Annotated in this window: 25 protein-coding genes; 14 read left to right on the forward strand and 11 right to left on the reverse strand. The window is 65.7% G+C overall.

Features of this window, described 5'->3' with window-relative positions; genetic code table 11:
- The first annotated feature begins 78 nt into the window (after positions 1-78).
- The 7 genes from BLR24_RS04010 (at position 79) to BLR24_RS04045 (ending at position 7233) form a co-directional block, all read left to right on the forward strand.
- Positions 79-1830, forward strand: a complete 1752-nt coding sequence (locus BLR24_RS04010; protein WP_093013083.1) for a thiamine pyrophosphate-binding protein — start codon at positions 79-81, stop codon at positions 1828-1830.
- A gap of 56 nt (positions 1831-1886) precedes the next feature.
- The gene (locus BLR24_RS04015) at positions 1887-3143 is read left to right on the forward strand and encodes an NAD(P)/FAD-dependent oxidoreductase (RefSeq protein WP_093013086.1); all 1257 of its coding nucleotides are present in this window, start codon (positions 1887-1889) and stop codon (positions 3141-3143) included.
- A 346-nt stretch (positions 3144-3489) separates the two neighbouring features.
- A complete protein-coding gene (locus BLR24_RS04020) occupies positions 3490-4230 on the forward strand; it encodes a transporter substrate-binding domain-containing protein (RefSeq protein ID WP_254787155.1) in 741 nt (246 codons plus the stop codon).
- Positions 4231-4242: 12 nt separating this feature from the next.
- Complete coding sequence (locus BLR24_RS04025; RefSeq protein ID WP_254787156.1) at positions 4243-5037, forward strand: amino acid ABC transporter permease; 795 nt, start codon at positions 4243-4245, stop codon at positions 5035-5037.
- 1 nt (position 5038) lies between these two features.
- Positions 5039-5830: an amino acid ABC transporter ATP-binding protein gene (locus tag BLR24_RS04030; protein WP_093013089.1), complete on the forward strand. Its 792-nt coding sequence runs from the start codon at positions 5039-5041 to the stop codon at positions 5828-5830.
- 240 nt (positions 5831-6070) lie between these two features.
- Positions 6071-6544: an Lrp/AsnC family transcriptional regulator gene (locus BLR24_RS04040; protein ID WP_093013092.1), complete on the forward strand. Its 474-nt coding sequence runs from the start codon at positions 6071-6073 to the stop codon at positions 6542-6544.
- Positions 6541-7233, forward strand: a complete 693-nt coding sequence (locus BLR24_RS04045; protein ID WP_093013095.1) for an aspartate/glutamate racemase family protein — start codon at positions 6541-6543, stop codon at positions 7231-7233. The genes BLR24_RS04040 and BLR24_RS04045 overlap by 4 nt, the downstream gene beginning before the upstream one ends.
- Before the next feature lie 4 nt (positions 7234-7237).
- On the opposite strand, the gene BLR24_RS04050 is transcribed toward BLR24_RS04045, so the two are convergent.
- Complete coding sequence (locus BLR24_RS04050) at positions 7238-8191, reverse strand: LysR family transcriptional regulator (protein ID WP_093013098.1); 954 nt, start codon at positions 8189-8191, stop codon at positions 7238-7240.
- Positions 8192-8302: 111 nt separating this feature from the next.
- Here BLR24_RS04050 and BLR24_RS04055 point away from each other — a divergent pair, with 111 nt between their 5' ends.
- The 4 genes from BLR24_RS04055 to BLR24_RS04070 all read left to right on the forward strand — a co-directional run bounded on the left by BLR24_RS04055 (position 8303) and on the right by BLR24_RS04070 (position 12176).
- Positions 8303-9241, forward strand: coding sequence for a dihydrodipicolinate synthase family protein (locus BLR24_RS04055; RefSeq protein WP_093013102.1), 939 nt, complete (start codon positions 8303-8305; stop codon positions 9239-9241).
- Between the two features lie 67 nt (positions 9242-9308).
- On the forward strand, positions 9309-10280 hold the full coding sequence (locus tag BLR24_RS04060; RefSeq protein ID WP_093013106.1) for a Bug family tripartite tricarboxylate transporter substrate binding protein: 972 nt from the start codon (positions 9309-9311) through the stop codon (positions 10278-10280).
- A complete protein-coding gene (locus BLR24_RS04065) occupies positions 10270-10971 on the forward strand; it encodes an SDR family NAD(P)-dependent oxidoreductase (protein ID WP_093013109.1) in 702 nt (233 codons plus the stop codon). Before BLR24_RS04060 ends, BLR24_RS04065 begins: the two co-directional genes overlap by 11 nt.
- Before the next feature lie 38 nt (positions 10972-11009).
- The gene (locus tag BLR24_RS04070; RefSeq protein ID WP_093013113.1) at positions 11010-12176 is read left to right on the forward strand and encodes a mandelate racemase/muconate lactonizing enzyme family protein; all 1167 of its coding nucleotides are present in this window, start codon (positions 11010-11012) and stop codon (positions 12174-12176) included.
- 29 nt (positions 12177-12205) lie between these two features.
- Here the strand turns inward: BLR24_RS04070 and BLR24_RS04075 are convergent, their stop codons facing one another.
- The 7 genes from BLR24_RS04075 to BLR24_RS04105 form a co-directional block, all read right to left on the reverse strand.
- The gene (locus BLR24_RS04075) at positions 12206-12586 is read right to left on the reverse strand and encodes an ABC transporter ATP-binding protein (RefSeq protein WP_139188705.1); all 381 of its coding nucleotides are present in this window, start codon (positions 12584-12586) and stop codon (positions 12206-12208) included.
- A gap of 384 nt (positions 12587-12970) precedes the next feature.
- Positions 12971-13309 (reverse strand): copper-binding protein, encoded by a 339-nt coding sequence (locus tag BLR24_RS04080; RefSeq protein ID WP_093013119.1) that lies wholly within the window; start codon positions 13307-13309, stop codon positions 12971-12973.
- 34 nt (positions 13310-13343) lie between these two features.
- Complete coding sequence (locus BLR24_RS04085) at positions 13344-13835, reverse strand: cupredoxin domain-containing protein (protein ID WP_093013122.1); 492 nt, start codon at positions 13833-13835, stop codon at positions 13344-13346.
- Positions 13836-13904: 69 nt separating this feature from the next.
- A complete protein-coding gene (locus BLR24_RS04090; RefSeq protein ID WP_093013125.1) occupies positions 13905-15320 on the reverse strand; it encodes a multicopper oxidase family protein in 1416 nt (471 codons plus the stop codon).
- A gap of 35 nt (positions 15321-15355) precedes the next feature.
- Positions 15356-16780 carry a TolC family protein gene (locus BLR24_RS04095; protein ID WP_093013128.1) on the reverse strand — a complete coding sequence of 475 codons (1425 nt, stop codon included), beginning with the start codon at positions 16778-16780 and terminating at the stop codon, positions 15356-15358.
- Positions 16777-17097 carry a hypothetical protein gene (locus tag BLR24_RS04100; protein ID WP_093013131.1) on the reverse strand — a complete coding sequence of 107 codons (321 nt, stop codon included), beginning with the start codon at positions 17095-17097 and terminating at the stop codon, positions 16777-16779. The genes BLR24_RS04095 and BLR24_RS04100 overlap by 4 nt, the downstream gene beginning before the upstream one ends.
- Positions 17098-17215: 118 nt before the next feature.
- Complete coding sequence (locus tag BLR24_RS04105; RefSeq protein ID WP_254787157.1) at positions 17216-17602, reverse strand: hypothetical protein; 387 nt, start codon at positions 17600-17602, stop codon at positions 17216-17218.
- Positions 17603-17841: 239 nt separating this feature from the next.
- Here BLR24_RS04105 and BLR24_RS04110 point away from each other — a divergent pair, with 239 nt between their 5' ends.
- Positions 17842-18297 carry a DUF2231 domain-containing protein gene (locus BLR24_RS04110; RefSeq protein ID WP_368086185.1) on the forward strand — a complete coding sequence of 152 codons (456 nt, stop codon included), beginning with the start codon at positions 17842-17844 and terminating at the stop codon, positions 18295-18297.
- Positions 18298-18354: 57 nt separating this feature from the next.
- Here the strand turns inward: BLR24_RS04110 and BLR24_RS04115 are convergent, their stop codons facing one another.
- On the reverse strand, positions 18355-19875 hold the full coding sequence (locus BLR24_RS04115; RefSeq protein ID WP_093013137.1) for an acetaldehyde dehydrogenase ExaC: 1521 nt from the start codon (positions 19873-19875) through the stop codon (positions 18355-18357).
- 422 nt (positions 19876-20297) lie between these two features.
- Here BLR24_RS04115 and BLR24_RS04120 point away from each other — a divergent pair, with 422 nt between their 5' ends.
- Both BLR24_RS04120 and BLR24_RS04125 read left to right on the forward strand, forming a co-directional pair.
- Positions 20298-20996, forward strand: coding sequence for an HAD-IA family hydrolase (locus BLR24_RS04120; protein WP_093013140.1), 699 nt, complete (start codon positions 20298-20300; stop codon positions 20994-20996).
- A 2-nt stretch (positions 20997-20998) separates the two neighbouring features.
- The gene (locus BLR24_RS04125) at positions 20999-21355 is read left to right on the forward strand and encodes a cupin domain-containing protein (protein WP_093013143.1); all 357 of its coding nucleotides are present in this window, start codon (positions 20999-21001) and stop codon (positions 21353-21355) included.
- A 40-nt stretch (positions 21356-21395) separates the two neighbouring features.
- Here the strand turns inward: BLR24_RS04125 and BLR24_RS04130 are convergent, their stop codons facing one another.
- Positions 21396-22847 (reverse strand): coniferyl aldehyde dehydrogenase, encoded by a 1452-nt coding sequence (locus BLR24_RS04130; RefSeq protein ID WP_175543177.1) that lies wholly within the window; start codon positions 22845-22847, stop codon positions 21396-21398.
- A complete protein-coding gene (locus BLR24_RS04135) occupies positions 22844-23764 on the reverse strand; it encodes a sterol desaturase family protein (protein WP_093014658.1) in 921 nt (306 codons plus the stop codon). Before BLR24_RS04135 ends, BLR24_RS04130 begins: the two co-directional genes overlap by 4 nt.
- Positions 23765-23905 lie beyond the last annotated feature (141 nt).

Genomic DNA, 23905 nt, shown 5'->3' on the forward strand with positions numbered 1-23905 from the left:
GCAGCCGGCTGCCGGAAAGCGCACCTGCGGGTGCCCGGCGGCTCCCTTTTTCTTTTTATCCCGAACTGGAGTTTTGCCATGCGTGGTGCAGACGTGCTCGTGCAGATGTTGATCAACTACGGCGTCGACGTTCTTTTCGGTGTTCCCGGCGACACCAACGTTCCCTTCTACGAAGCACTCCAACGCCGCCAAGGCGACATCGAACACGTCATGGCCCGCGACGAACGCTCCGCCGGCTTCATGGCCGACGCCTATGCGCGGCTGACCGACAAGCCCGGCATCTTCGAATGTCCCTCGGGCGCCGGTGCGATGTACTCTCTGCCACCGCTCGCGGAATCGAATGCTTCTTCGGTTCCGGTCATCCTGCTGACCATCGACCTCCCGTTGCCCGGCGAGGGCCGCGGCATGATCACCGAACTCGACTGCGCCAGGCTCTTCGAGCCCGTCACGAAGATGTCGGTGCAGGTGAAGTCATCCGAGAAGCTGCCCGAGATCATTCGCCGCGCGTTTCGCGTGGCCTGCTCCGGCACGCCCGGCGCCGTGCACCTGCAAATCCCCGAAGACATGCTGCTGGCGGACATCGACCCCGACACGATCTCGCTGCATGCCGAACCTGAATGCAAGACCTTTCCTGCCTATCCCCTGGCGCCGGCGCCGGGCAAGGTGGGCGAGCTCTTTGCCCTGCTCCAGAACGCCTCGAAGCCCCTGTTCGTCGCAGGCGGGGGCGTGAACCGCTCCTGTGCCGGCAGCGCCCTCACCGATGTGGCGGCGAAGCTCAACGTGCCCGTCGTCAACACGATCACCGGCCAGGGCGCTCTGCCCGACGACCATCGCCTGGCCATCGGCGTCATCGGCGACAACGGCTTTCATCCCCATGCCAACCGCGCTCTCGAGGAATCGGACCTGGTGATCTTCGTCGGCTCGCGCATGGGCTCCGTCGTCACGGTCGGCTGGACCTTCCCCAAGTCGACCCTCAACAAGCGCGTCGTCCAGATCGACATCAACCCCGAGCGCCTTGCGAACAACTACGAGAACCTGCTCTCGATCGCGGCGGATGCGCAGCTGGTCCTGACGCAGATCCTGAAGGAAGCGCCTGTCGATTTCGACGCTTCGAAGCACACGCCCTGGGTCGACCACCTCAACGCCTACCGCGCGAACTTCTGGGACCATGCCGAAAGCGTTCTCTCGCTGAACGACGTCCCGCTGAGGCCCGAGCGCGTCGTGCGCGAGTTCAACAACCGGCTCGCGCAATACGGCAAGGCCGTGCACATTCTTTCGGATGCCGGCACGCCCACGCCGTACATGACGCGCTTTCTTCGCATCGGCGACCGCCGCACGCGGTTCGTGATTCCGCGCGCATTCGGCGGCCTGGGTTCCGCGATTCCCGCGGTGGTCGGCGCCTGGTATGCCGACAAGACACGTCGGCCGATCGGGATGTTCGGCGACGGCTCTTTCAACATGGCCGTCGGCGAGCTCGAGACGCTGGTCCGCAAGAAGGTGCCCGCACTGCTGATGCTGTTCAACAACGGCTGCTTCGGTTGGATCAAGGGGCTGCATCGGCTCAAGGGCCACGATGAGTGCTTCGGGGTGGACTTTCTGCCGCCGCGAGGCCAGGCCATCGCCGAGGCTTTCGACATCAAGGCCTGGACGGTCACCACGCCCCATGAGCTGATCACGGCGCTCGACGAAGCCTTCGAATACGAGGGCCCCTGCCTCATGGACATCCACATCGAATCGCTGGCGGACCGGGTGCCGCCCGTCTACTCATGGCTGGCCAGGAAGAACCTCGACCCGTTGGCGCTGGCTCCGGAAGACGTAGCCTACCTGTAGCTCGCGGTGCCAACGGTTCACGATAGACTTTTCGGTGAATGAACTGATTGGCCTGGATGAAGAACACTGTTGCCGTGCTGGGAGCCGGAATCGTCGGCGTTTCGTGTGCCCTCGAACTCCAGCGACGGGGTTTCGATGTGACCATCTTCGACAGGACCGGGCCGGGTCGCGAGACCTCCTACGGCAACGCCGGGGTGATTGCGCGCAGCTCGCTGATGCCTTTCAACCATCCCGGGTTGTGGTCGACGCTTCCCAAGCTGCTGAAGAACAGGTCCGCGAGTTTTCGCTACGACCCGCTTTTCCTCGCGAAGAACCTGACGTGGGCGTTGAAGTTCTTGTCGAACGCGCGCGCCTCGGCCTTTCATGAAACGACCGCGGCGCTCGACGCGCTGATCCGGCTTTCGACGAGGGAGCACCAACGGCTGCTGACCGAAGCAGGCGCGGTGCATCACCTGCGCACGACCGGATGGCTCTTTCTGTATCGCAGCGAGGCAGGATTTCTCGGCAGCCGGCTCTCCCGGGACACCTTCGAGAAGTTCGACATCGCAACGCAAGTTCTCGATGCGCGGGAGCTTGCGGAACTCGAACCGCATCTGAAGCCGCTGTTCCCCCGCGCACTCTGGATTCGCGACACCTGGTCGGTGGACAGTCCGGGCCAGGTGGTCGAGGCATATGCACGGCTTTTCACTGCGCGCGGCGGCCGTATCCGACAGGCTTCGATCGGCGCGCTTCGCCGTTCGAACACCAGCGACGCCTGGCAAGTGACCGAGGACGCCGGCACGGTCCATGAGGCATCGCGCGTGGTGCTCGCACTGGGCCCCTGGACCCGGGAGTTCGCGAAGAAGTCGCTGGGCCTCTCGGTGCCGATGGCGTTCGAGCGCGGCTACCACATGCACTATCGGGCCGCCAGTGGTGCCTCGCTCGGGCGCCCGGTCTACGACACGGGCGGGGGCTACGTGCTGTCGCCGATGGAGCAAGGCCTGCGCTTGTCCACCGGCGTGCAGCTGGCCGATCGCGCAGCACCCCCAGACCTCGCGCAATTGGATCTGGCCGAACAGGCGGCGCGCGAAGCGTTTCCACTCGAAGCGCGGCTGGAAAAAGAGGCTTGGCTCGGCAGCCGACCCACGCTGCCGGACAGCCGCCCCATCATCGGCGAATGCCCCGGCCGCACAGGCCTGTGGCTCGCGTTCGGCCATCAACACATCGGCTTCAACACCGGCCCGGGCACGGCCGCGCTCCTTGGCTCGATGATGGCCGGCGAAACCTGCGCGTTCGATCCCGCGCCGTTCCGGCCTTCCCGGTTTCTCGGCTGAAAGCCGCCAGTGCCTTCGCGTCGCCTCGACACGGGAGTGAGTGCATCGGGCCGGAACCCGGAGCCGGGGACGTTCATGGGTTTTCGATCAAAAATGGACGTTTTGCCTGCCCGACGTGACGGTATGACGAGAACTTCCCGTCATCCTGACGAACTGTCGCATTGCTCGTGACTATCATGACTTCTAGACTTCAGTCGCGGACTGAGGCCTTCTTTCCGATTGTTCGATGGCGAGCTTTTTGCTTGGAGATACCATGATTGAAAAACGAGCGTTCCTTCGCATCCTCCTCGCACTGACGAGCGCATGCACCCTGACCCTCACCGCTGCACAGGAGCCGGAAAGTTCGATGGCCCGCGTTCAACGGACCAAGGTCCTGCGGGTCGGCGCGATTGCCGGCGCGATTCCCTACTTCAACAAGGATCTCGTTTCGGGCAGGTGGGAAGGCTTCGGCCCCGATTTTTCCGAAAGCCTGGCCAAGAAGTTCGGGGCAAAGGTCGAGTACGTGGAAACGACCTGGGGAAACGCGGTGCTCGACCTGCAATCGAACAAGATCGACGCGATGTTCGGCATGGCGCCGACGCCGGCGCGCAAGGAGGTCGTGAACTTCTCCGACACCCTGTTCGACAACACCTACACCGCCGTGTGCAAGAAGGGGTTCCCGACCAAGACCTGGGAGCAGCTGAACGCGCCGGAAAACAAGATCGTGGTTGACGTGGGCTCGAGCCACGACCAACTGGCCACGCGCATTCTTCCGAAGGCGGAAGTGCAGCGCCTCGAAAACTCGGGCTCCGCAACGCTCGCGCTGCAAGCCGGCCGCGCCGACTGCCAGATCCTGGTGATCCTGCTGGCGCAGCCGCTGCTGGCCAAGCGCGCCAACGTCGGCGTGATGCAGATCCCGACACCGGTCTACACCGCGCCCGTGAGCATCGGGCTGCGCAAGGAAACCGATCCAGCGATGCAGACGGCGGTCAACACCTGGCTGGGCGAAGTTCGCGCCAAGGGCGAAGTCCGCAGCGTGATCCTGAAGAACATGGAAAAACTCGCCGGCGTCCCTGCCAGCGCATTCCCGCCCGAAATCAAGTTCTGAGACAGGCCTCCCATGGAATACGCCGAATCGCAGGAGTCGCCCAAGTCGCGATCTCGCCTGGGCATAGCCCTGATGGTGGTTCTCGCGCTCGCTGGCGCCGGGGCCCTGGTCAAGCACTTCGCGGGCGGAAGCGCCGCATCCGCCGGCTACGACTGGGACTTCGGCGTACTGTGGAAGTACCGGTCACTTCTCATCAGCGGGCTGCTCTACACGCTGCTCTTCACGGTCGTCTGCGTGGTACTCGGCCTGCTGGTGGGCCTGCTCACGGGGCTGGGGCGCCTCTCCTCCAACCCGTATGTCACCGCACCGCTTCGGGCCTATATCGAGGTGTTCCGGTGCACGCCGGTTCTGGTGCAACTCGTGTGGTTCTACTATGCGCTGCCCGTGCTCACCGGCCTTGAACTCTCGGCAACGGCCGCCGCCACCCTCTGCCTGACGCTCTATGGCGGCGCGTTTTATTCCGAAATCGTGCGCGGCGGAATCATCTCCATCGACTCGGGCCAGACCGAAGCAGGCAAGGCCCTGGGCATGACGCGCTTGCAACTGCTTCGCCGCATCGTGCTTCCGCAGGCGTTCAAGAAGATGGTGCCGCCGCTGATGAATCAATCCATCATGCAGCTGAAGAACACCTCGCTGCTCTCGGTGCTGGCCGTGCCGGACCTGCTGTACCAGGGCCAGGTCATCGCGCACGACACCTACCGCCCCCTCGAGCTCTACACGTTCATCGCGATCGCCTATTTCGCCGTGCTCCTGCCCGTCACGATTTGGGCCAAGCGCTTGGAATACGGCGTTGCGAAAGAAGCCTGACATGACACAAGCCGTGATCGAAATCACCGGGCTCCGAAAATCCTTCGGCGCCCACGTCGTTCTCAAGGACATTTCGCTGAAGATCGAACGCGGCCAGGTGGTCGCCATGATCGGGCCTTCGGGCTCCGGCAAATCCACGTTGCTGCGCTGCATCAACCTGCTGACGATTCCGGACGGTGGGCGGATCGCCGTCGGCGACCAGACGATTCAGTTCAGCGGCAAGGAAACGGCGCTGCCGAGCGAGCGCAAGCTGGCGAAGTTTCGCGCTTCCACGGGGATGGTGTTTCAGCACTTCAACCTGTTCCCTCACATGACCGCATTGCAAAACGTCATGGAAGGCCCTGTCACCGTGCTCAAGACGCCGAAGGCGGAAGCCACGGCCGCAGCCCGGGCGCTGCTGCAAAAGGTGGGGCTGCTCGAGCGCGCCGACTACTACCCCGACAAGCTTTCGGGCGGACAGAAGCAGCGCGTGGCGATTGCTCGTGCGCTGGCGATGAAACCAAACGTCATGCTTTTCGACGAGGCCACGTCGGCACTGGACCCCGAACTCGTCGGTGAGGTGCTGACCGTCATCAAGGGCCTGGCGAAGGAGGGCATGACCATGATCCTCGTCACCCATGAAATCGGCTTTGCGCGCGAGGTAGCGGACCAGGTGATCTTCATGCGCGACGGCGTCGTTGCGGAAGCCGGTCCGCCGAGCATCGTCATCGACAACCCGCAGCAGGAATCGACGCGCGCCTTCCTGGGCCGCTTCAAGGCATCCGCAGGCGCGCCCGAGCCGGCCATCACGTAGTGGCCGGCGAGCATCCGACAGGAGGAGCCCACGCATGGCAGTAGGGGTGGTGCCATTTACGCATTGCCATCCGCGATCGGCCCCCGAACAGGTCAACGTCAATCTGCATTGCGTCGACGCAGTGCAGGACGCGCGGGTCGAAGTCTCTCTTCACGATGGTCGCGGCTGGGCCGCATGATCCTTCGTGCGCGCACTGCCGTAGCATTCGGCTCAAATCAATCAATCTTGTGAGGCAGTGCGATGGATGGAAGACTGGATGACCTCGACCGCCACCTGTTGAGCCTGCTGCAGGCAAACGCCAGGGAGCCCGCCGCCAACCTGGCGCGAAAGCTCAAGATCGCACGCACCACCGTCGTCGCGCGCATTGCCCGGCTCGAACGCGATGGCGTGGTTGCGGGATACGGCGTGCGCCTCGGACAGAAGCTGGAGCATGCCGCGGTGCGCGCGATCTGCGGCATCAGCGTCAATGCGAAGAGTGCTCCAGCCGTGATCCGGGCGCTCGAACGCGTGCCGGAAGTGGAGGAACTTTCGGCAGTGAGCGGCCAGTTCGACTACATGCTCTTCCTGCGTTGCGAAACGCCCGAAAAGCTGGACATCCTGCTGGACCAACTCGGCCAGCTCGACGGCATCAACCAGACGCAGACCTCCATCGTGCTGAGCCGAAAAATCGACCGCCGAAGCGCGATCTCCACAGTTCCCGAGCCCGCACCATGACCGCTGCGGCGCCAGGCTTCCTGGGCGTGTTGATGCTCGACACGCGGTTTCCGCGGCCGCCAGGCGACGTCGGCAATCCGGACACCTATGCGAGGGCAGGCATTCCCGTGCGCTTCCTGACCGTGGAAGGCGCTTCGCCCAGGCGCATCGTCGAGGAAGCCGATCCGCGCCTGATCCAGCCCTTCGTCGACGCCGCGGTGCGGCTGGTCGCGGAAGGCGCTTCGATGATCACCACCAGCTGCGGCTTCCTGGCGGCCTACCAGGCCGAGCTTTCGAAGGCGGTTCCGGTGCCGGTGCTGACCTCGAGCCTGCTGCAGGTGCGGCGCTATGCAAACCCAGGCATCGTTACTTTCGATGCCGCATCGCTGACCCCGCAGATTCTGCAAGCGGCCGGCGTGCCCGCGGGAACGCCCATCGCGGGCGTGCGCCCGGGCTGCGAATTTCATCGCCGCATTCTGAATAACGACACCGTGCTCGACCTTGCCGAGGCGCAGCGCAACGTCATCGACGCAGCCGTGCGTTTGATGGAAGCGTCGCCCACCATCGAGAACATCGTGCTGGAATGTACGAACATGCCGCCCTACCGCGAAAGCCTGGCCGCCGCCGTCGGCCGCAAAGTGCACGACATCGAAACCCTGATCCTGGAAGCGTGGTGCGCCGGGAACGCGGCGCAGCATCCGCGGCGTTGACCGCTCAGCCGCCGCGGGCCGCCTGGCTGGCGTCCGCGCCATCGCCCACCAGCTGCCACAGCGCCTCCGCCACGGGCGCCATGTGCGCAGCCTGCCGGTACAGCCGGATATCCACCGGCACGCGCCAGCCGCCCGCGCCGGCATCCACCAGCGCGCCGCTGCGCAGGTCGTCCGCGACCAGGCTCATCGGCAACCACGCCAGGCCACGCCCTTCGAGCGCCATGGTGCGCAGCAGCACGGCATGGTGGGCCGTGAAGACCACCGGCAGCGAAGGCGCGAAGTCCTTGCCGAACTCGTTGTCCTGGATCGCCCGCATGATCCGGCCGAGGCCGGACGCCTCGCTGTACGCCAGCACCGAAGGCGCCTGATCCGCGCCGAGGGCATGCATCGGCGCGCCCTGCGCATCCGGCGCCGCCACGGGCACCAGCACGTCCTCGCTCAGGCGCAGCATGGGGTACTGCGCCTCGTCGAGCCGGCCCGGCGCGCCGGCATGGCCGTGGCACAGCACGAACTGCACGCGGCGCTGCAGCATCAGGTCTTCGCAGGCCTGCGCGCTGTCCGAGATGGTCTGGATCGGCCCCAGGCTCAGCCGCGCCTCCACGCGGCCCAGCCAGCGCGGAAAGAAGGTCAGCGAGAGCACGTGCGTGGCGGCAAAGCTCAGGCTGGCCGCGGCCATGTCGTGCGCCGCGCGCGCCTTGATGCGGGCCGCTTCCAGCGCAGCCAGCACCTCCTGCAGCAGCGGCTGGAGGCGCTTGCCCGCCGCGGTGAGCGCCGCCGGGTGTGCGCTGCGGTCGAACAGGTCGACGCCCACCCACTCCTCGAGCGCGCGGATGTGCCGGCTGAACGCGGGCTGGGCGATCGAACGCGCCTGCGCCGCGCGCGAGAAATTGCCGCTCTCGGCCAGGGCGATGAAATCTTCCAGCCATTCGAGATCGAGGGGTCGGTTGCCGGGGCCCATGCGCTGCGCGATCGGTTGAATAGTTGTATGCGATTCGAGTATTGGACGGCATATGCCCCGGCGGCAAAGATGCGGGCATTCCTGCACCTTGAACCACAACGGAGACACAGCATGCCTTCCATCGCGAATTATCGCGGGATCATTCCCGCCATTTCCTGCCCGTTCACCACCGACCATCGCATCGACGAGCCGGCGCTGCGCAAGCTCGCCTCCTGGCTCGCGGGCCATGACGGCGTGGTGGCGATCATGACCAATGGCCACACCGGCGAGGTGTTCTCGCTCACCCCCGCCGAGCGGGCCGAGGTGACCCGCATCGTGGCCGACGAACTGCGCGGCCGCATGCCGGTGATCTCGTCGATCGTGTGCGAGGGCCTGGCCGAAGCCGCCGAGCACGCGCGGGCCGCAGCGGCCGCGGGCGCGGTCGCGCTCGACGTGATGCCGCCCCACCACTGGCTGCGCTTCGGCTTCACGCCGGGCCATGCGCTGCAGTATTTCGAGGCCATTCACCGCGCCGCGCCGGAGCTGGACCTGGTTTGCCACGTGTACCCGGCCTGGACCCGCGCTTCATATTCGTCGCAGCTGCTGGCCGAGCTGGCCCGCCTGCCCTACCTGCAGGCCTTCAAGGTCGGGCAGCGCGACATGAACAAGTACGCCCGCGACATCCAGGCGATCCGCGAGGCCGATGCGTCCAAGGCCATCCTCACCTGCCACGACGAGTACCTGCTGGCCTCGATGGTGCAGGGCGTGGACGGCGCGCTGGTCGGTTTTGCCACCTTCATTCCGCAACTGATCATCGACCTGTGGAACGCGGTCAAGGCCGGCGACCTGAAGAAGGCCATGGCGGTGCAGGCCCTCATCACGCCGCTGAAGGACGCCGTGTACGGCGGCGGCGAACCCACGGGCGAGGCGCATGCGCGCATGAAGGGCGGCATGTACCTGGCCGGCGTGCTCGCCAATGCCACGGTGCGCCCGCCGACCGAGGCGCCGAATGCGCGCGAGATGGACGCGCTGCGCGCCGCCGTGGCACAGGCCGGCCTGTCGAAGCGCTGAGAGAACAACAAGCGCCCGCCCCGGCGCCGCCGGTGCCCCGCCCAAAAACCAGAAGGAGACAAGAGACATGCAACGCAACCACTTTTTGCGCGCCACGTTCGCGGCCCTCGCGCTTGCCGCGGCGTCTTCAGGCTTTGCACAGACGCAGCCCTGGCCCAGCCGGCCGGTGCGCGTGGTGATCCCGTTTCCGCCGGGCGGCACGCTCGACACCGTCGGCCGCCTGCTCGCGCAGAAGCTCGGCGAGCAGACGGGCCAGCCCTTCATCGTCGAGAACCGGCCCGGCGGCAACGGCGTGATCGGCGCCGACGTGGTGTCGAAGGCGCCGGCGGACGGCTACACGCTGCTGTTCAACGCCTCGACCTTCACGACAGCGCCCATGACCATGAAGTCGGTACCCTACGAGATCGTGAGGGACTTCACGCCCGTGGCGCTGGTCGCCAAGGCGCCGCTGTCGGTCGCCATCAACAAGAACCTGCCGATCACCGACGTCAAGTCGCTCATCGCGTATGCGAAGGCGAACCCCGGCAAGATGACCTTCGCGGTCGGGTCGATCGGCTCGGCGGGCCATCTGTCGACCGAGCTACTCAAGCGCGCGGGCGGGCTCGACTACCTGATCGTGCCGTACAAGGGCACGGCGCCGGCCTTCCAGGACTTGATCGGCGGGCAGATCGACGGCTTCATCGACCCGATCCTCGGCTCGTTGCAGTACCACAAGAGCGGCATGCTGCGCGTGGTCGCCGTCACCTCGGCCGCACGCGCCACGAGCCTGCCGAACGTGCCCACGGTGGGCGAGAGCATTCCGGGCTACGAGTTCTACAGCTGGTACGGCCTGTGGGGTCCGGCCAAGCTGCCACCCGCCATCACGCAGCGGCTCAATGCCGAAGTGAACAAGGCGCTGGCCACCGACATGCGCGAGACGCTGAATGCGCAAGGGCTGCTGCTGACGCCGGGCAGCGTCGACGACTTCGCGAAGTTCCAGCAGGCCGACATGGAGCGTTCCAAGAAGATCATCGTCGAGGGCAATATCCGTGTCGAATGAAACCGCCCCGCGCGCCGTGGTGACGGGCAGCAGCGGCGGCATCGGCCGCGCCATCGCATCGCACTTGCTGGAAAGCGGCTGGCGCGTGAGCGGGCTCGACCTTGCGGCGCCCACGCTCTCGCACGAGGGCTTCACGCACGTGGGAGTGGACCTGTCGGAGGCCGGCGCCATCGCGCGTGCCGCAGCCGAACTGCAAGACGCCGAGGCGCTGGTGCATGCGGCCGGCGTGTTGCGCGTGGGCCCGCTCGGCCAGCTCGACCATGCGGGCGGCGAACTGATGTGGCGTCTGCACGTGGACGCCGCCACGCGGCTGGCCGATGTCCTCGTGCCCGCGATGGCCGCGCGCGGCCGCGGCCGCGTGGTGTTCATCGGCAGCCGCGTGGCGCAGGGCCTGCCGGGCCGCGGTCAGTACGCCGCGACCAAGGCGGCGCTGATCGCGCTCGCACGCAGCTGGGCCGCCGAGGTGGCCGCGAGCGGCGTCACCGTCAACGTGGTCTCGCCCGGCGCAACGCAGACCGCGATGCTGCAGGACCCGGCGCGCGCCGGCAGCGCACCGCGCCTGCCGCCCATCGGCCGGCTGATCGAGCCCGCAGAGATCGCCGCGCTGGTCGGCTTCCTTCTTTCTGCGCCGGCCGCGGCCATCACGGGCCAGGACATCGCCATCTGCGGCGGATCGTCGCTGCACCGCTGAGTCTTTTCTTCTTCTCTTTTTTTCCTTACGCAACGACCATGAAAATCGTCAACGTCCTCGAGTCCACGCGTCCCATCAAGTCGGACATTCGCAACGCCTACATCGATTTCTCGAAGATGACCCTGAGCCTCGTGGCGGTGGTCACCGACGTGATCCGCGATGGCCGGCCGGTGGTGGGCTACGGCTTCAACTCCAACGGCCGCTACGGCCAGGGCGGCCTGATCCGGGAGCGCTTTCTTCCGCGCATTCTGGAGGCCGAGCCGGCGTCGCTGCTCGACGAGACCGGCGACAACCTCGATCCGCACAAGATCTGGGCCCGCATGATGATCAACGAGAAGCCCGGCGGCCATGGCGAGCGCTCGGTGGCCGTGGGCACCATCGACATGGCCGTGTGGGACGCGGTCGCCAAGATCGCCGGCAAGCCGCTGTACCAGCTGCTGGCCGAACGCTACGGCAGCGGCACGCCCGATCCGCGCGTGTTCGTCTATGCCGCGGGCGGCTACTACTATCCCGGCAAGGGCGTCGAAGGCCTCCAGCGCGAGATGACCAGCTACCTCGAGCGCGGCTACTCGGTCGTGAAGATGAAGATCGGCGGCGCCACGCTTGCGGAAGACTGCGAACGCATCGAGTCCGTGCTCAAGATCCTCGGCCCCGGTCAGCAGCTGGCCGTGGACGCCAACGGCCGCTTCGACCTGCCCACTGCCATCGACTACGGCCGTGCGCTCTCGCAGTACCCGCTCTTCTGGTACGAGGAAGCCGGCGACCCGCTCGATTACGAACTGCAGGCCAAGCTCGGCGAGGTGTACGCCGGCCCCATGGCCACGGGCGAGAACCTGTTCTCGATGCAGGACGCGCGCAACCTCATCCGCCACGGCGGCATGCGGCCCGACCGTGACTGGCTGCAGTTCGACTGCGCACTGAGCTATGGCCTCGTCGAGTACCTGCGCACGCTCGACATGCTGAAGGACAACGGCTGGTCGCCCTCGCGCTGCATCCCGCACGGCGGCCACCAGATGTCGCTTGCCATTGCCGCTGGGCTGGGCCTCGGCGGCAACGAGAGCTACCCCGACTTGTTCCAGCCCTATGGCGGCTTCCCCGACGGCGTGAAGGTGCAGAACGGCTACGTCACGCTGCCGCCGCTGCCGGGCATCGGCTTCGAGGGCAAGGCCGATCTGATTGCCGAGATGCGCGCGTTGGTGGGGTAGCGTGCGGTGCCCGGTCGGGCACCGGTCCGTCAGAAGCGGCGGTTGTAGGAGAAGGTCACCCCCGCCTTGCCAAGAACCGCGGCCTGGATCGCGTCCCTGGGCGTCAGGCGCCAGCCGATGGCCGGAATGATGGCCGGCGAGAAGCCTCCGACGTTGAACGGCACCTTGTCCTTGAAGCGCCCACGGTAGCCGTAGATGATGCCGCCGGACAACTTGAAGTACAGCGAGTCGGAGCCCAGCAGATCGTTCCACTCATGGCCGTAATACGCATAGGCCGAGAGCTGGCCGAAAGAATTTCTGAAAAGCGCGCCGCCCACCGTCGAGCCGTCGGATGCAATTCGCTCCAGTCCGAGCAGAACGACCTGGCGGTGCTCCGCATCCTTGTGCCAATGATGCGTGAACGGGGCCACCACCAGCTCCCATGAGCCCTCGGCTGGGGGGTCGGAAGGGGTCGCTGCGTAAGCGCTCAGACTCGCACAAGCGCTCGCGGCCAGTACGGCGGCTGCACGCCGGACATTGCATATCTTCATTGTTGGTTCACCCTGATTTTTTATCGCAACCCAAGATCGATAACGGAAAGTCTTCGATCGGTTGGGTGCCTTCTTGGAGGACACGACGTTGGCTCAAAGTCAGCGTCTGTTCTGGATCTCGAGATCCGGGAACAAGCCTACTCTTTGCGTCATGTCGGCGACAACCCAATCAGGACGCCAAATATCGCGGGGCCCCGCAATTCTTCACGGTGGGACGATTTCGTATGCGAAGCGGCCTTCCCCGAAGACCGTTTGCTTTGAAGCTCAGCGCGCGGGTTCGATGCGTGTGACGACGATCTTGCCATCCATCTTGCCGGCATCGAAGCGCACCTTGTCGCCGGCCTGGAACTTGTCGAGCACGCTCTCGTCGCTTACTGCAAAGACCATGGTCATGCTCGGCATGTCCAGGCTCTTCAGCGGACCGTGCTTGATGGTGAGCTTCTTGCTGTCCTTGTCGACTTTGCGGATCTCACCGTCGGTGAGCTCCGGGGCTGCGGCCTCCGCGGTCATAGGTGCATCGGACTTGGGCGACTGCGCATGGGCTGTGCCCGCGAAGGCCAATGCGGCCATGGCCGCCATGAGTGAAATGCGAATCTTCGACATGGTCGTGTATCTCCTGAAAAAAAGCTTGTCGGGTTTACTTGGCCGCAGTCTTGGCCACCGTCACGGCACCCTTCATGCCGGCGTCGTAGTGGCCGGGCTGCAGGCATGCGAAATCGACCTTGCCGGCCCTGGTGAACTGCCACACGATCTCGCCGCTCTTGCCGGCGGCCAAAGTCACCATGTTCGGATCGGCGTGTTCCATTTCGGGGTTCTTCTTCATGGCTTCGTAGTGCTCCTTGAGCTCCCTCTCGGTGCCGAGCACGAGCTCGTGTTTCAGCTGCCCCGAGTTCTTGACGACGAAGCGAACGGTCTCGCCCTGCTTCACGCGGAGGTCGGCGGGCGTGAAGCGCATGCCGTCGGTCATGTCGACGTGGATGGTTCGCGTGGCCCTGGCGGCCGTGCCGGGCTTGCCGATGGCTTCGTCGCCGTCGGCATGGCCGCCGGCGTGATCGCCGGTGGCAGAGGCGGCTGCGGCCGCAAGAGCGAAGAGCGCGGTGAAGGCGGTGTTGCGGAGGGTGTGCTTCATGGTTTCCTTCTGAGAGTTGGGGGTTGGTGAAAGAGAGAGAGAGAGAGAGAGAGAAACGGATAAATGAACTCAGTGGCCCGCGTGGCCGCTGCCCGGCTTGCGGACCTGCACTTCGATGTTCTTGGCGGGCATGTTCTGCGCTGGCATCGCGGCCGCGCCGGCATCGCGTCGGCGCGAGGTTTCGGGCAGCGAACCATCGAACTCGTAGGCCACGGTGCCCTTGGGATGCCTGAACCAGCCGGGGTTCGAATAGTCCCCGGCCTTCTGGTTCTTGCGCACCTTCACCACGCTGAACATGCCGCCCATCTCGACCGATCCGAACGGCCCTTCGCCGGTCATCATTCGCGCGGTGTTGTCGGGAATCGGCATTTCCATTTCGCCCATGTCGGCCATGCCGCGTTCGCCCATCACCATGTAGTCGGGCACCAGGTTCGTGATCTGCTTGACCATGTCCTTGTGGTCGAGGCCGATCAGAGTGGGCACGTCGTGGCCCATCGCGTTCATCGTGTGATGGCTCTTGTGGCAGTGAAAGGCCCAGTCGCCTTCCTCGTCGGCCACGAATTCCAGCTGGCGCATCTGTCCGACCGCCACGTCAGTGGTCACCTCGTAGTGGCGCGTGCTCTTGGGCGTCGGCCCGCCGTCGGTGCCGGTGACGAGGAATTCATGCCCGTGCAGATGCATCGGGTGGTTCGTCATCGTCAGGTTGCCGATGCGGATGCGCACCTTGTCGTTCAGCCTGACATTGAGCGAATCGATGCCCGGAAAGATCCGGCTGTTCCAGGACCACAGGTTGAAGTCCAGCATCGTCATGATCTTGGGCGTGGCGCTCCCGGGCTCCACGTCGTAGGCGTTGAGCAAGAAGACGAAGTCGCGGTCCACCTTGTCGATCAGCGGATGCTCGGCCTTGGGATGCGTCACCCAGAAGCCCATCATGCCCATGGCCATCTGCGTCATCTCGTCGGCATGCGGGTGGTACATGAAGGTGCCGGGCCGGCGCGCGACGAACTCGTAGACGAAGGTCTTGCCGGGCCGGATCGGCGGCTGCGTGAGGCCGGAGACGCCGTCCATGCCGTTGGGCAGGCGCTGGCCGTGCCAGTGCACGCTGGTGTGCTCGGGCAGCTTGTTGGTCACGAAGATCCGCACCCTGTCGCCTTCCACCACCTCGATGGTCGGGCCGGGCGACTGGCCGTTGTAGCCCCACAGGTTGGCCTTGAAGCCGGGCGCCATTTCGCGCACTACGGGCTCGGCCACCAGATGGAACTCCTTCACGCCGTTGTTCATGCGCCAGGGCAGCGTCCAGCCGTTGAGCGTGACCACGGGGTTGTAGGGCCGCCCGCTCGAAGGCACGAGCGGCGGCATGGTGTTGGGCGTGGTCTGGGTGACGGGCTCGGGCAAGGCGGCCATCGCCACCTTGCTCACGCTCGCGGCGGCAATGGCACCAGTGATGGCACCCGCACCGCTCAGGAAATTACGTCTGTTTGCCATGTCGTTCGAATCGTTGGTGAGCGCACGTTCTGCGCTCAGTGGGCGGCGCCGGCGGAGGCGGTTTCGCCACCCACGCTGGCGGTCGAAGCACCCATGGCCGTGGGCTTGCCGATCACGGAGGCCGCCAGCGCGGCATCGGCCAGCCAGAACTGCTGCTGGGCATTGATGGCTTTGGTCACGCTCGCGATCTGGTCGCGCGCCTCGGCCAACAGCTCGAAGACGCCGATCAGCATGCCGTTGTAGCGAAGCACGTTCTCGTCGGCCATGGACTGGCGCAGCGGCACGATCTCGTCGCGGTAGTGCCGCGCGATGTCGTAGGCCGTGCGATAGGCCGAGTAGCCTTCGCGCAGCTGCGACGAGGCACCGCGCACCGCCGCGTCGTAGCGGTTGGCTGCGGCCAGCGATTGCGCGTTCAGTGCATCGCGCTGCGCCGAGCCCCAGTCGAACAGCGGCAGCCGGATGTCGAGCTCGAAGCCGCGCCGCGTGCTCTTCGTGCCTTCGGCGTTGTCGAACACCGTGTCGCGCCGGCCGCCCACTTCCACGTCGATAAAGGTCGACAACAGGTTGATGCCTTGCGACTTGCCCGCCACGTCCAGCTGCGCACGCGCCAGCTGCACGTCCAGGCGCTGCTCGGTCGCGGTGGCGGCCACTTCCCTGGCCTCGCGTGGTGCCTTCGGCAAGTCGGGCAGCCGATCCGGCAAGGCCAGCCGGGTGGCTTGCGCATCGTCGAGGCCGAGGGCGCGGACCAGCTCCTCACGGGCGGCGGTGGCGGCATGCCGGGCCGACGCCAGCTGCGTGGTCGCGTCGGCATAGAAGACCTGCTGGCGCGCGCGCTGGAGCTTGCTGAAGTTGCCGATCTGCTGCATGCGGCGCGCAAGTTCCGCGCTGGCTTGGGCCGAGCGGCTGACCTGCTCCGCGTATTGCAGCATCTGCTGCGTGGCAACGGCGCGCACCCACGCCTGCCGCACTTGCGTGACCTGGTCCACCACGGCACCGGTGAGCTGAACCTTGGCCTGCGCGGACTGGCTGCGCGAGATGGACAGGCGTTGCGGCATCAGGATGAGATCGACGAGCCCGAAGGACAGCAGCCGCCCGATCTCGAGCTCGCTGTTCATGCGCATGCGCTCGAAGGTGAAGACAGGGTTGGGCAGCCGGCCCTTCTGGTCGGCCGCGGCCATCTCGCCCCAGCTTTGGGCAACCAGGGCCTGCACCGCCGGGCTGTTGGTCAGCGCAAGCTGCACCGCATCACCTTGCGAGAGCGGCTTGGACAGCAGCTCCTGCGTCAGCGCCGCGCGGCGGTCCCGCTGCGCTTGCGTTCGGCTGAGTTCGAGCTTGCCGCCGGTGAACTGCTGTGCCTGCGTGTTCGTGTCCTGCAGGGCGTCGTCGATGCCCACCGAGGCGCAGCCCGCCAGGAAAGCGGCCGCAACGGCGACGGCCGTCAGGCATAAGGCGCGCTTCACGGCTTCTCCTTGGCCGCGGGCATCGGCATCGCATGGCCCTGGTGCGCGGCGGGTGCATCCGCTGCGCCCTTGGACGATTCGGGGGCCGCCGGCGGCGCGCCCTCAGCAGCTTCCTTGGCGTAGGCCTGCCAGCCGCCGCGGCGGTAGACCGTTTCGTTGGCCTCCTTCCACGGAATTGGTTTTTCGTCGGCGAAGGGCCGGTAGCCCTCGAGCGCGGACTTGTAGTTCAGGACCGTCGGCGCGGGCTGCGCCGCTGCAGACAATGCCGCGAAAGCGGAAAGTAGAGCCAGCCAACCGGCCGGCGATGAATGGAACATGGCGTCCTCGCGTGTTCATGAACGAGTGCGTCAAAACTGCCCATGAGGGCATGACGCAGGCGATGCATGCGCGCTCGCTGCAGCCCGATACCGGGCCGCACGCGGGCGCACGAACGCTTCAGGCGCGAGGAGGTTTGTCGAGAAGGCGCGGCGGGACCGTGGCCACCGTGCTGGCGGGCTCGGTCAGGTCGGCGCGGGGAAGGTCCTGGAACACCGCGAGTTCCAGCGTGCTGGTCAAGGCGGTGGCATGGCAGGCGCCGCAGGTGCCGCAGGTGCTGCACTTGTGCATGGCATCGGGCGCTGCATGGGCGGTGGTGTCGGCGCTGTCGTGCGCGGGCTGCGTGGCATCTTGCGCGGCAGCTTCGTGGTGGTGACGATGGTCCGCATGCCCATCGCCGTGCACCGCCGGCCCGGCCGGCGCCGCGGCCACCGCACCCTCATGGCCCGGTCCGCAAAAGACCATGGCTGCCGCCGCGTAGGCCTGAAAAGGCACGGCAAACAGCATGATCCAAAGGACGAAAAGGCGAACCCGGTGCATGGGCCCGATTGTAGATAGAGCGGTGCATCCGTCTACGCTGTGGGTCTATCCAGTCGGCGGCCGGCGCCATCGTTAGTAGGAAAGTACCGACCCCGACTGGCGGCCCCGGCCCGCGCGGGATGTCGGGGGTAGTGGCTCAGATGAGGGCTCAGTCAGGCAACGGAGGTAATCCCATACATGCAAGAGTTCGTTTCCTCGGCCACTCGGTGCACCAGATGCTGGTGGTCTTTCCGCTGGGGCTGCTGGCCACGGCGGTGGTCTTCGACCTCATCTATCTGGCAGGCAGGACCCAGGTCATGGCGGCCGTCTCCTATTGGATGATCGCGGCCGGGTTGGTGGGCGGTCTTCTCGCCGCGCCTTTCGGCACCATCGACTGGCTGGGCATTCCGGCGGGAACGCGCGCCAAGCGCATCGGCGCCATGCACGGCGCCGGCAACGTGGTGGTGCTGCTTCTCTTCGCCGTGAGCTTTTTCCTGCGGGACCGGGACTATGCCCCGGTGCCAAGCCAGATGGTCTGGGCCTTTGCGGGCGCCGCCATCGCGCTGGTCACCGCCTGGCTCGGCGGTGAACTGGTGGACCGGCTCGCGGTCGGCGTCGACGAGGATGCCGGCGTGAACGCGCCAAGTTCGTTGCGCAAGCCGCACACGGCAACAGGCAAGTAGCGGCGCCTTTTCTGCAGCAGGCCGCGCGGCAAATTTGCGCGCGCGGCCGCGGCGCGCTCAGAAGAACCCGAGCTTCTTGGGCGAATAGCTCACCAGCAGGTTCTTGGTCTGCTGGTAGTGGTCGAGCATCATCTTGTGCGTTTCGCGGCCAATGCCCGACTCCTTGTAGCCCCCGAACGTGGCATGCGCCGGATAGGCGTGGTAGCAGTTGGTCCACACGCGGCCGGCCTGGATTGCGCGGCCCATGCGATAGGCCGTGCTGCCGTCGCGGGTCCACACGCCGGCGCCCAGGCCGTAGGGCGTGTCGTTGGCAATCTCCAGCGCCTCGGCTTCGGTCTTGAAGGTGGCAATGGCAAGCACCGGGCCGAAGATCTCTTCCTGGAAGATGCGCATCTTGTTGTGGCCCTTGAACAGCGTGGGCTGGATGTAGTAGCCACCCGCCAGCTCGCCGCCGAGCTGCGCGCGGCCGCCGCCGGTCAGGCACTGCGCGCCCTCTTCCTTGCCGAGCGCAAGGTAGCTCATGATCTTGTCCATCTGCATGGCGGACGCCTGGGCGCCCATCATGGTGTCGGTGTCCAGCGGGTGGCCCTGCTTGATGGCCTTGATGCGCTCCAGTGCGCGCGCCATGAACTTGTCGTAGATCGACTCCTGGATCAACGCGCGCGACGGGCAGGTGCAGACCTCGCCCTGGTTGAAGGCGAACAGCACCAGGCCTTCGATGGCCTTGTCGAAGAAGTCGTCGTCGGCATCGGCGATGTCCTCGAAGAAGATGTTGGGGCTCTTGCCGCCCAGCTCCAGTGTGGCGGGAATCAGGTTGCCGGCCGCGGCTTGCGCGATGACCCGGCCCGTGGCCGTGGAGCCCGTGAATGCAATCTTTGCGATGCGCTTGTTGCCCGCCAGCGCCATGCCGGCTTCGCGGCCGTAGCCGTTGACGATGTTGAGCACGCCGGGCGGCAGCAGGTCGGCCAGCAGCTCGGCCATCACCATGATGCTCACCGGTGTCGATTCGGCCGGCTTGAGCACCACGCAGTTGCCTGCGGCAATGGCGGGCGCGAGCTTCCATGCGGCCATCAGGATCGGGAAGTTCCACGGAATGATCAGCCCCACCACGCCCAGCGGTTCATGGAAGTGATAGGCGATGGTGTTCTCGTCGATCTCGCTCAGGGCGCCCTCTTGCGCACGCAGGCAGCCTGCGAAGTAGCGGAAGTGGTCGATGGTCAGCGGAATGTCGGCATTGAGCGTCTCGCGGATCGGCTTGCCGTTGTCCACGGTTTCCGCGTAGGCCAGCAGCTCGAGGTTCTGCTCCAGGCGGTCGGCGATCTTCAGCAGCACACCGGCGCGCTCGGCCGCCGAGGTGCGGCCCCATTGGCCCTTGGCCGCGTGGGCCGCGTCGAGGGCCAGCTCGATGTCTTCAGGGCCCGAGCGGGCCGCACGCGTGAAGGGCTTGCCGGTGATCGGCGTGATCACGTCGAAGTACTGGCCCTTCACCGGCGGCACGAACTTGCCGTTGATGAAGTTGTCATAAGCCGGCTTGAACTCGATCTTCGCGCCGGGGGTGTTGGGGCTGGCGTATTGCATGGTCTTTTCGTCTCCGTTGGGTAGGGGTGGAAGGCGACCGCGCAAACCAGATGCCGCGCAGCCGCTGGTGTGCTGCATTGCACGCGCCGTGCCACCCGGGCTTGAACGCAATTGGCCCGATCTCGCGCAAGAAACGGGTCGGTTTTCTGCGCCAGACTGCAACAGAGGTGTGTGCTGCGGTGAGCGCCTGTCACGAAAAGGGACAGTGCACGGCCCATCCGTGCTCCAGGCAGTGCCGCGCCGCAAAGGCGTCGCGCCGAAGAAGATGCTGACATCGGCGCGACTGCGAAATCCTGTGCTGGATCGGGAGCCCAATTCGATGTGAACGGAAACACGGTGGCTCCTATGCTTGTGACGCACGACACCTTTCGCCTGTCGCCGCGGCGGCGCCTTCCTCCCCTTCCCACTGGAGCTTTTCTCGTATGTCCCTGCAAGATTTCAAGGTCCTCACATTCGACGTGGTCGGCACGCTGATCGACTTCGAAGGCGGCATGCTCGCCTACCTGCGCTCTGCGGTGCCCGATTCCGCCGTGAGCGACGATGAGTTTCTGGCCGCCTACCGGGTCGCCCGCGCCGACGGAAAAGCGGGCTGGTACCCCGACGACCTGGAGCGCTGCTGGCACGCCATCGCACCCGTGCTGGGCCTGCCCGACAGCGATGCGCTAGCACAAGGCCTGCGCGATTCCGTCGCGCAGTGGCCGGCGTTTCCGGATTCGGTCGAAGCATTGAAGCGGCTGAAGAAGCGCTTCAAGCTGGTGACGATGACCAACGCGCAGCATTGGGCGCTGGCGCACTTCAACAAGACGCTCGGCTCTCCCTTCGACATGCTGCTGAGCTGCGACGACGCGCTGTGCGAGAAACCCGATGCGCGCTACTTCGCCTATGCGCGCGGCCGCTTCGAAGGCGCATGGGGCTACAAGCAGGCCGACAACCTGCATGTGGCGCAAAGCCAGTACCACGACATCGGCATCTCCAAACAGCTGGGCATCGCCACCTGCTGGATCGAGCGTCGCCATGCGCAGAAAGGATCGGGCGGCACCATCGAGTCGAAGCGCACCGAACCCGACTACCACTTCCACACGCTGGCCGAGCTGGCCGACGCCGTCGAGGCGGGGCGCTGACCATGACCGGCATCACCGTTCTGCATCAGTCCGCCACCATCGGCGGCCTGCAAGACCAGGGCACGCCCGCGCGCCCGCTCACCCAGCCGCCCTGCCGCCTGCGCGGCATCGACGTCGAGCTCGCGGGTGCGGGCGGCAACGACAGCGGCGTCTGGGAATGCGAGCCAGGCCGCTTCGAGCGCCAGCTTCCCAATGCCGAGGTCATGCACATCCTCGCGGGCGTCGGCACCTTCACGCCGACGGGCGAGGAGCCATTGAAAATTCGCGCGGGCGACACGCTGTTCTTTCCGGCGAACACCACCGGGGAATGGCATGTGCAAGAGACCGTGCGGAAGGTGTTTGTCGTGATGGCGATGTAGCTTCGCATCTCGTTTGCACGCGTTCCGAAAGACTCGCCGTTCAGTCGCCCTTGCCAAGATAAAACCGCATCGAAAGCCGTTGGACCCAGTTGCCATATGGCGGATAGAACAGGCCGACCGGAAACCATCGCCGCCGCTTGAACACCGACTTCGCGTGCGACAGCTCACGAAAGCCCTCTTCCCCGTGATAGGTGCCCATGCCTGAATTGCCGGTTCCGCCAAAAGGCAGATCGTGCTGGAAGACATGCCAGCCCCAGTCATTGAGCGTCACTCCGCCGGCGTGGGTCTCCCGCAGAACGCGCTGCTGTTCACTGCGGCTGAGGCCAAAGGCGTAGAGCGACAACGGCCGCTCGCCCCGCCGTACGAGCGCCAACGCATCGTCCAGGCGGTCGTATTCGATCACCGGTAGGATGGGGCCGAAGATTTCTTCCCGCATCAACTGCATGCGCTCGTCGACGCCGGTGACGACGGTCAGCGCCATCTGGCGCCCGGCGCCCACCACGTCGCCACAGGGCAGCAGGGTTGCGCCCTTGGCCTTTGCATCGTCGAGCAGCTGGCGCAGCCGCGCCGCGTGGCGCTCGGTGACGATGCTGGTGTATTCGGGGTTGCCACGAATGCTCGGGTACAGCTTGCCGAACGCATCGCGCACCGCGGCGGCAAACTCGGCGGCCTTGCCGCGCGGCACCAGCGCGTAGTCGGGCGCGACGCAGATCTGTCCGGCGTTGAAGGCTTTGCCATGGGCAATGCGCAACGCCGCTTCTCGCAAGTCGGCATTGGGGCCGACGATGGCCGGCGACTTTCCGCCGAGCTCGAGCGTCACCGGCGTCAGATTGTCAGCCGCCGCACGCATGACCTCGCGGCCGACTCTCGGCGAGCCCGTGAAGATCAGGTGGTTGAACGGCAGCGCGTTGAAGGCCTGTGCGGCGTCGACCGCGCCGCCCACGACGGCCACCTCGTCTTCGTCGAAGCATTCACCGAGCATGGTTCGCAACAGCGCGGTGCTGCGGGGCGAGAACTCCGAGGTCTTGATCATCGCCCGGTTGCCGGCTGCCAAGGCCGCGATCAGGGGGCCGAGGGTCAGGTACAGCGGGAAGTTCCAGGTGCCGATGATGCCCACAACACCCTTGGGCTGGTATTCGACCCAGGCACTGTTGGTGAGAAACAGCAGTTCGGTGCTGCGGCGGCGCGGCTTCATCCACTTTCGCATGTGCGACAAGGCATGCCGGGCTTCCAGAATCGGGCCCATCACCTCCACCAGCTTGGTTTCGGCACCGGCGCGTACGCCGAAGTCCGCGTTGACCGCGGCAACGATCTCGTTCTGGTGGCGGCGCAGCATATCGATCAGCCCTCGCAGCTTGGCCCTGCGCGCAGCGAGCTCGGGGTATGGCATGGCCTCGCAGGCCATTCGCTGTTTGTCGAACAAAAGCTGCATGCGCTGTATTTCGGCGGCATCGCCGGCGTGCGGAATGGCGGATGCCAGAACGGCGTTCATGGTCGCGGCCCCGTGCCGCGTGCCTGTGAGGCGGCTGGTTGCTGCGCGGCGTGGCGGTCGACCTGTGCCTCCTCGTAGGCGCGACCGCCCGGCACCATGGCCGAGTGCGCGCGCCGCGAATGGATCAAGGGATAGAACATCTCCACGAACCAGCGCTCCTTGCCGAAGAGCAGATCGTCTTGCAGGCCGACCTTGGGCGGATAGCGGCGGGTGATCTTGGCCGAGCCGAAGAGCAGGTCCCAGACGAACAGGAGATTGCCGAAGTTTCCCTTGTAGTGCCCGATGCCGTCTTCATTGGTGAGCGCATGGTGCGCCCAATGGGTGGCGGGCGTCGACACCGTGCGCTCCAACACCCAGGCCAGAGGATGCAGCCACTTCACGCGGTACAGCGGCGCGTCCCACGGCACAGCGCTGTGCGCACCCAGGATCACCGTGAGCTTGATCACGATGTAGACAAGATAGGCATTGCCGAACCCGAGGTAGATCAGCACGCCCGAAGCCCACAGCCCCGGCATCATCAGGTAGTAGAAGAAGTTGTTGCGATAGGTGATGCGGATGCTCATGTAGTGCGCCGTGTGATGCGCACGATGCAAGGGCCACAGCAGCGGCGAGTGCGACGCCCGGTGCCACCAATACTGCGTCATGTCGTCGGCCACCAGCAGGATCGCGCCCATGGCCCACCATGGCAGATGGGCCCATGCGTTGCGCTGCTCCGGCATCGCCAGCGCACTCAGCTTGTCGGTGACCAGAAAGATGAAAGGTTGCGACACCGCCAGCAGTGTAAGGAACATGAACAGTTCCAGCTTGGTGTCGTCCGCGGTGGCGTGGAAATGTTCGTGCTTGCGGGAGCGAATCTCCAGCGCCGCAAAAACGAGAATGATCGTGACCAGCACGATGTTCTGGACGAGGTTCACCAGGTTGTCTCCTTGGTTGTGATTGCAGCGGTCGGGCTCCATGTCTGGGCACCGCTGCTGCGTGTGGCCCGATTTTTCTGGCGAACAGCGATTGAGTCCAATGCATATTGAAGCCAGAATCAATGCATTGCATGCAATTGCGTC

The sequence above is a fragment of the Variovorax sp. OV700 genome (genome assembly GCF_900099805.1).
Taxonomy (GTDB): Bacteria; Pseudomonadota; Gammaproteobacteria; order Burkholderiales; family Burkholderiaceae_C; genus Variovorax.

Bases quoted from the DNA above. Each gene is read 5' to 3' on its own strand.
- BLR24_RS04010 (WP_093013083.1), top strand. From the start codon at position 79: ATGCGTGGTGCAGACGTGCTCGTGCAGATGTTGATCAACTACGGCGTC.
- BLR24_RS04015 (WP_093013086.1), top strand. From the start codon at position 1,887: ATGAAGAACACTGTTGCCGTGCTGGGAGCCGGAATCGTCGGCGTTTCG.
- BLR24_RS04020 (WP_254787155.1), top strand. From the start codon at position 3,490: ATGGCCCGCGTTCAACGGACCAAGGTCCTGCGGGTCGGCGCGATTGCC.
- BLR24_RS04025 (WP_254787156.1), top strand. From the start codon at position 4,243: ATGGAATACGCCGAATCGCAGGAGTCGCCCAAGTCGCGATCTCGCCTG.
- BLR24_RS04030 (WP_093013089.1), top strand. From the start codon at position 5,039: ATGACACAAGCCGTGATCGAAATCACCGGGCTCCGAAAATCCTTCGGC.
- BLR24_RS04040 (WP_093013092.1), top strand. From the start codon at position 6,071: ATGGATGGAAGACTGGATGACCTCGACCGCCACCTGTTGAGCCTGCTG.
- BLR24_RS04045 (WP_093013095.1), top strand. From the start codon at position 6,541: ATGACCGCTGCGGCGCCAGGCTTCCTGGGCGTGTTGATGCTCGACACG.
- BLR24_RS04050 (WP_093013098.1), bottom strand. From the start codon at position 8,191: ATGGGCCCCGGCAACCGACCCCTCGATCTCGAATGGCTGGAAGATTTC.
- BLR24_RS04055 (WP_093013102.1), top strand. From the start codon at position 8,303: ATGCCTTCCATCGCGAATTATCGCGGGATCATTCCCGCCATTTCCTGC.
- BLR24_RS04060 (WP_093013106.1), top strand. From the start codon at position 9,309: ATGCAACGCAACCACTTTTTGCGCGCCACGTTCGCGGCCCTCGCGCTT.
- BLR24_RS04070 (WP_093013113.1), top strand. From the start codon at position 11,010: ATGAAAATCGTCAACGTCCTCGAGTCCACGCGTCCCATCAAGTCGGAC.
- BLR24_RS04080 (WP_093013119.1), bottom strand. From the start codon at position 13,309: ATGTCGAAGATTCGCATTTCACTCATGGCGGCCATGGCCGCATTGGCC.
- BLR24_RS04085 (WP_093013122.1), bottom strand. From the start codon at position 13,835: ATGAAGCACACCCTCCGCAACACCGCCTTCACCGCGCTCTTCGCTCTT.
- BLR24_RS04090 (WP_093013125.1), bottom strand. From the start codon at position 15,320: ATGGCAAACAGACGTAATTTCCTGAGCGGTGCGGGTGCCATCACTGGT.
- BLR24_RS04100 (WP_093013131.1), bottom strand. From the start codon at position 17,097: ATGTTCCATTCATCGCCGGCCGGTTGGCTGGCTCTACTTTCCGCTTTC.
- BLR24_RS04105 (WP_254787157.1), bottom strand. From the start codon at position 17,602: ATGCTGTTTGCCGTGCCTTTTCAGGCCTACGCGGCGGCAGCCATGGTC.
- BLR24_RS04115 (WP_093013137.1), bottom strand. From the start codon at position 19,875: ATGCAATACGCCAGCCCCAACACCCCCGGCGCGAAGATCGAGTTCAAG.
- BLR24_RS04120 (WP_093013140.1), top strand. From the start codon at position 20,298: ATGTCCCTGCAAGATTTCAAGGTCCTCACATTCGACGTGGTCGGCACG.
- BLR24_RS04125 (WP_093013143.1), top strand. From the start codon at position 20,999: ATGACCGGCATCACCGTTCTGCATCAGTCCGCCACCATCGGCGGCCTG.
- BLR24_RS04130 (WP_175543177.1), bottom strand. From the start codon at position 22,847: ATGAACGCCGTTCTGGCATCCGCCATTCCGCACGCCGGCGATGCCGCC.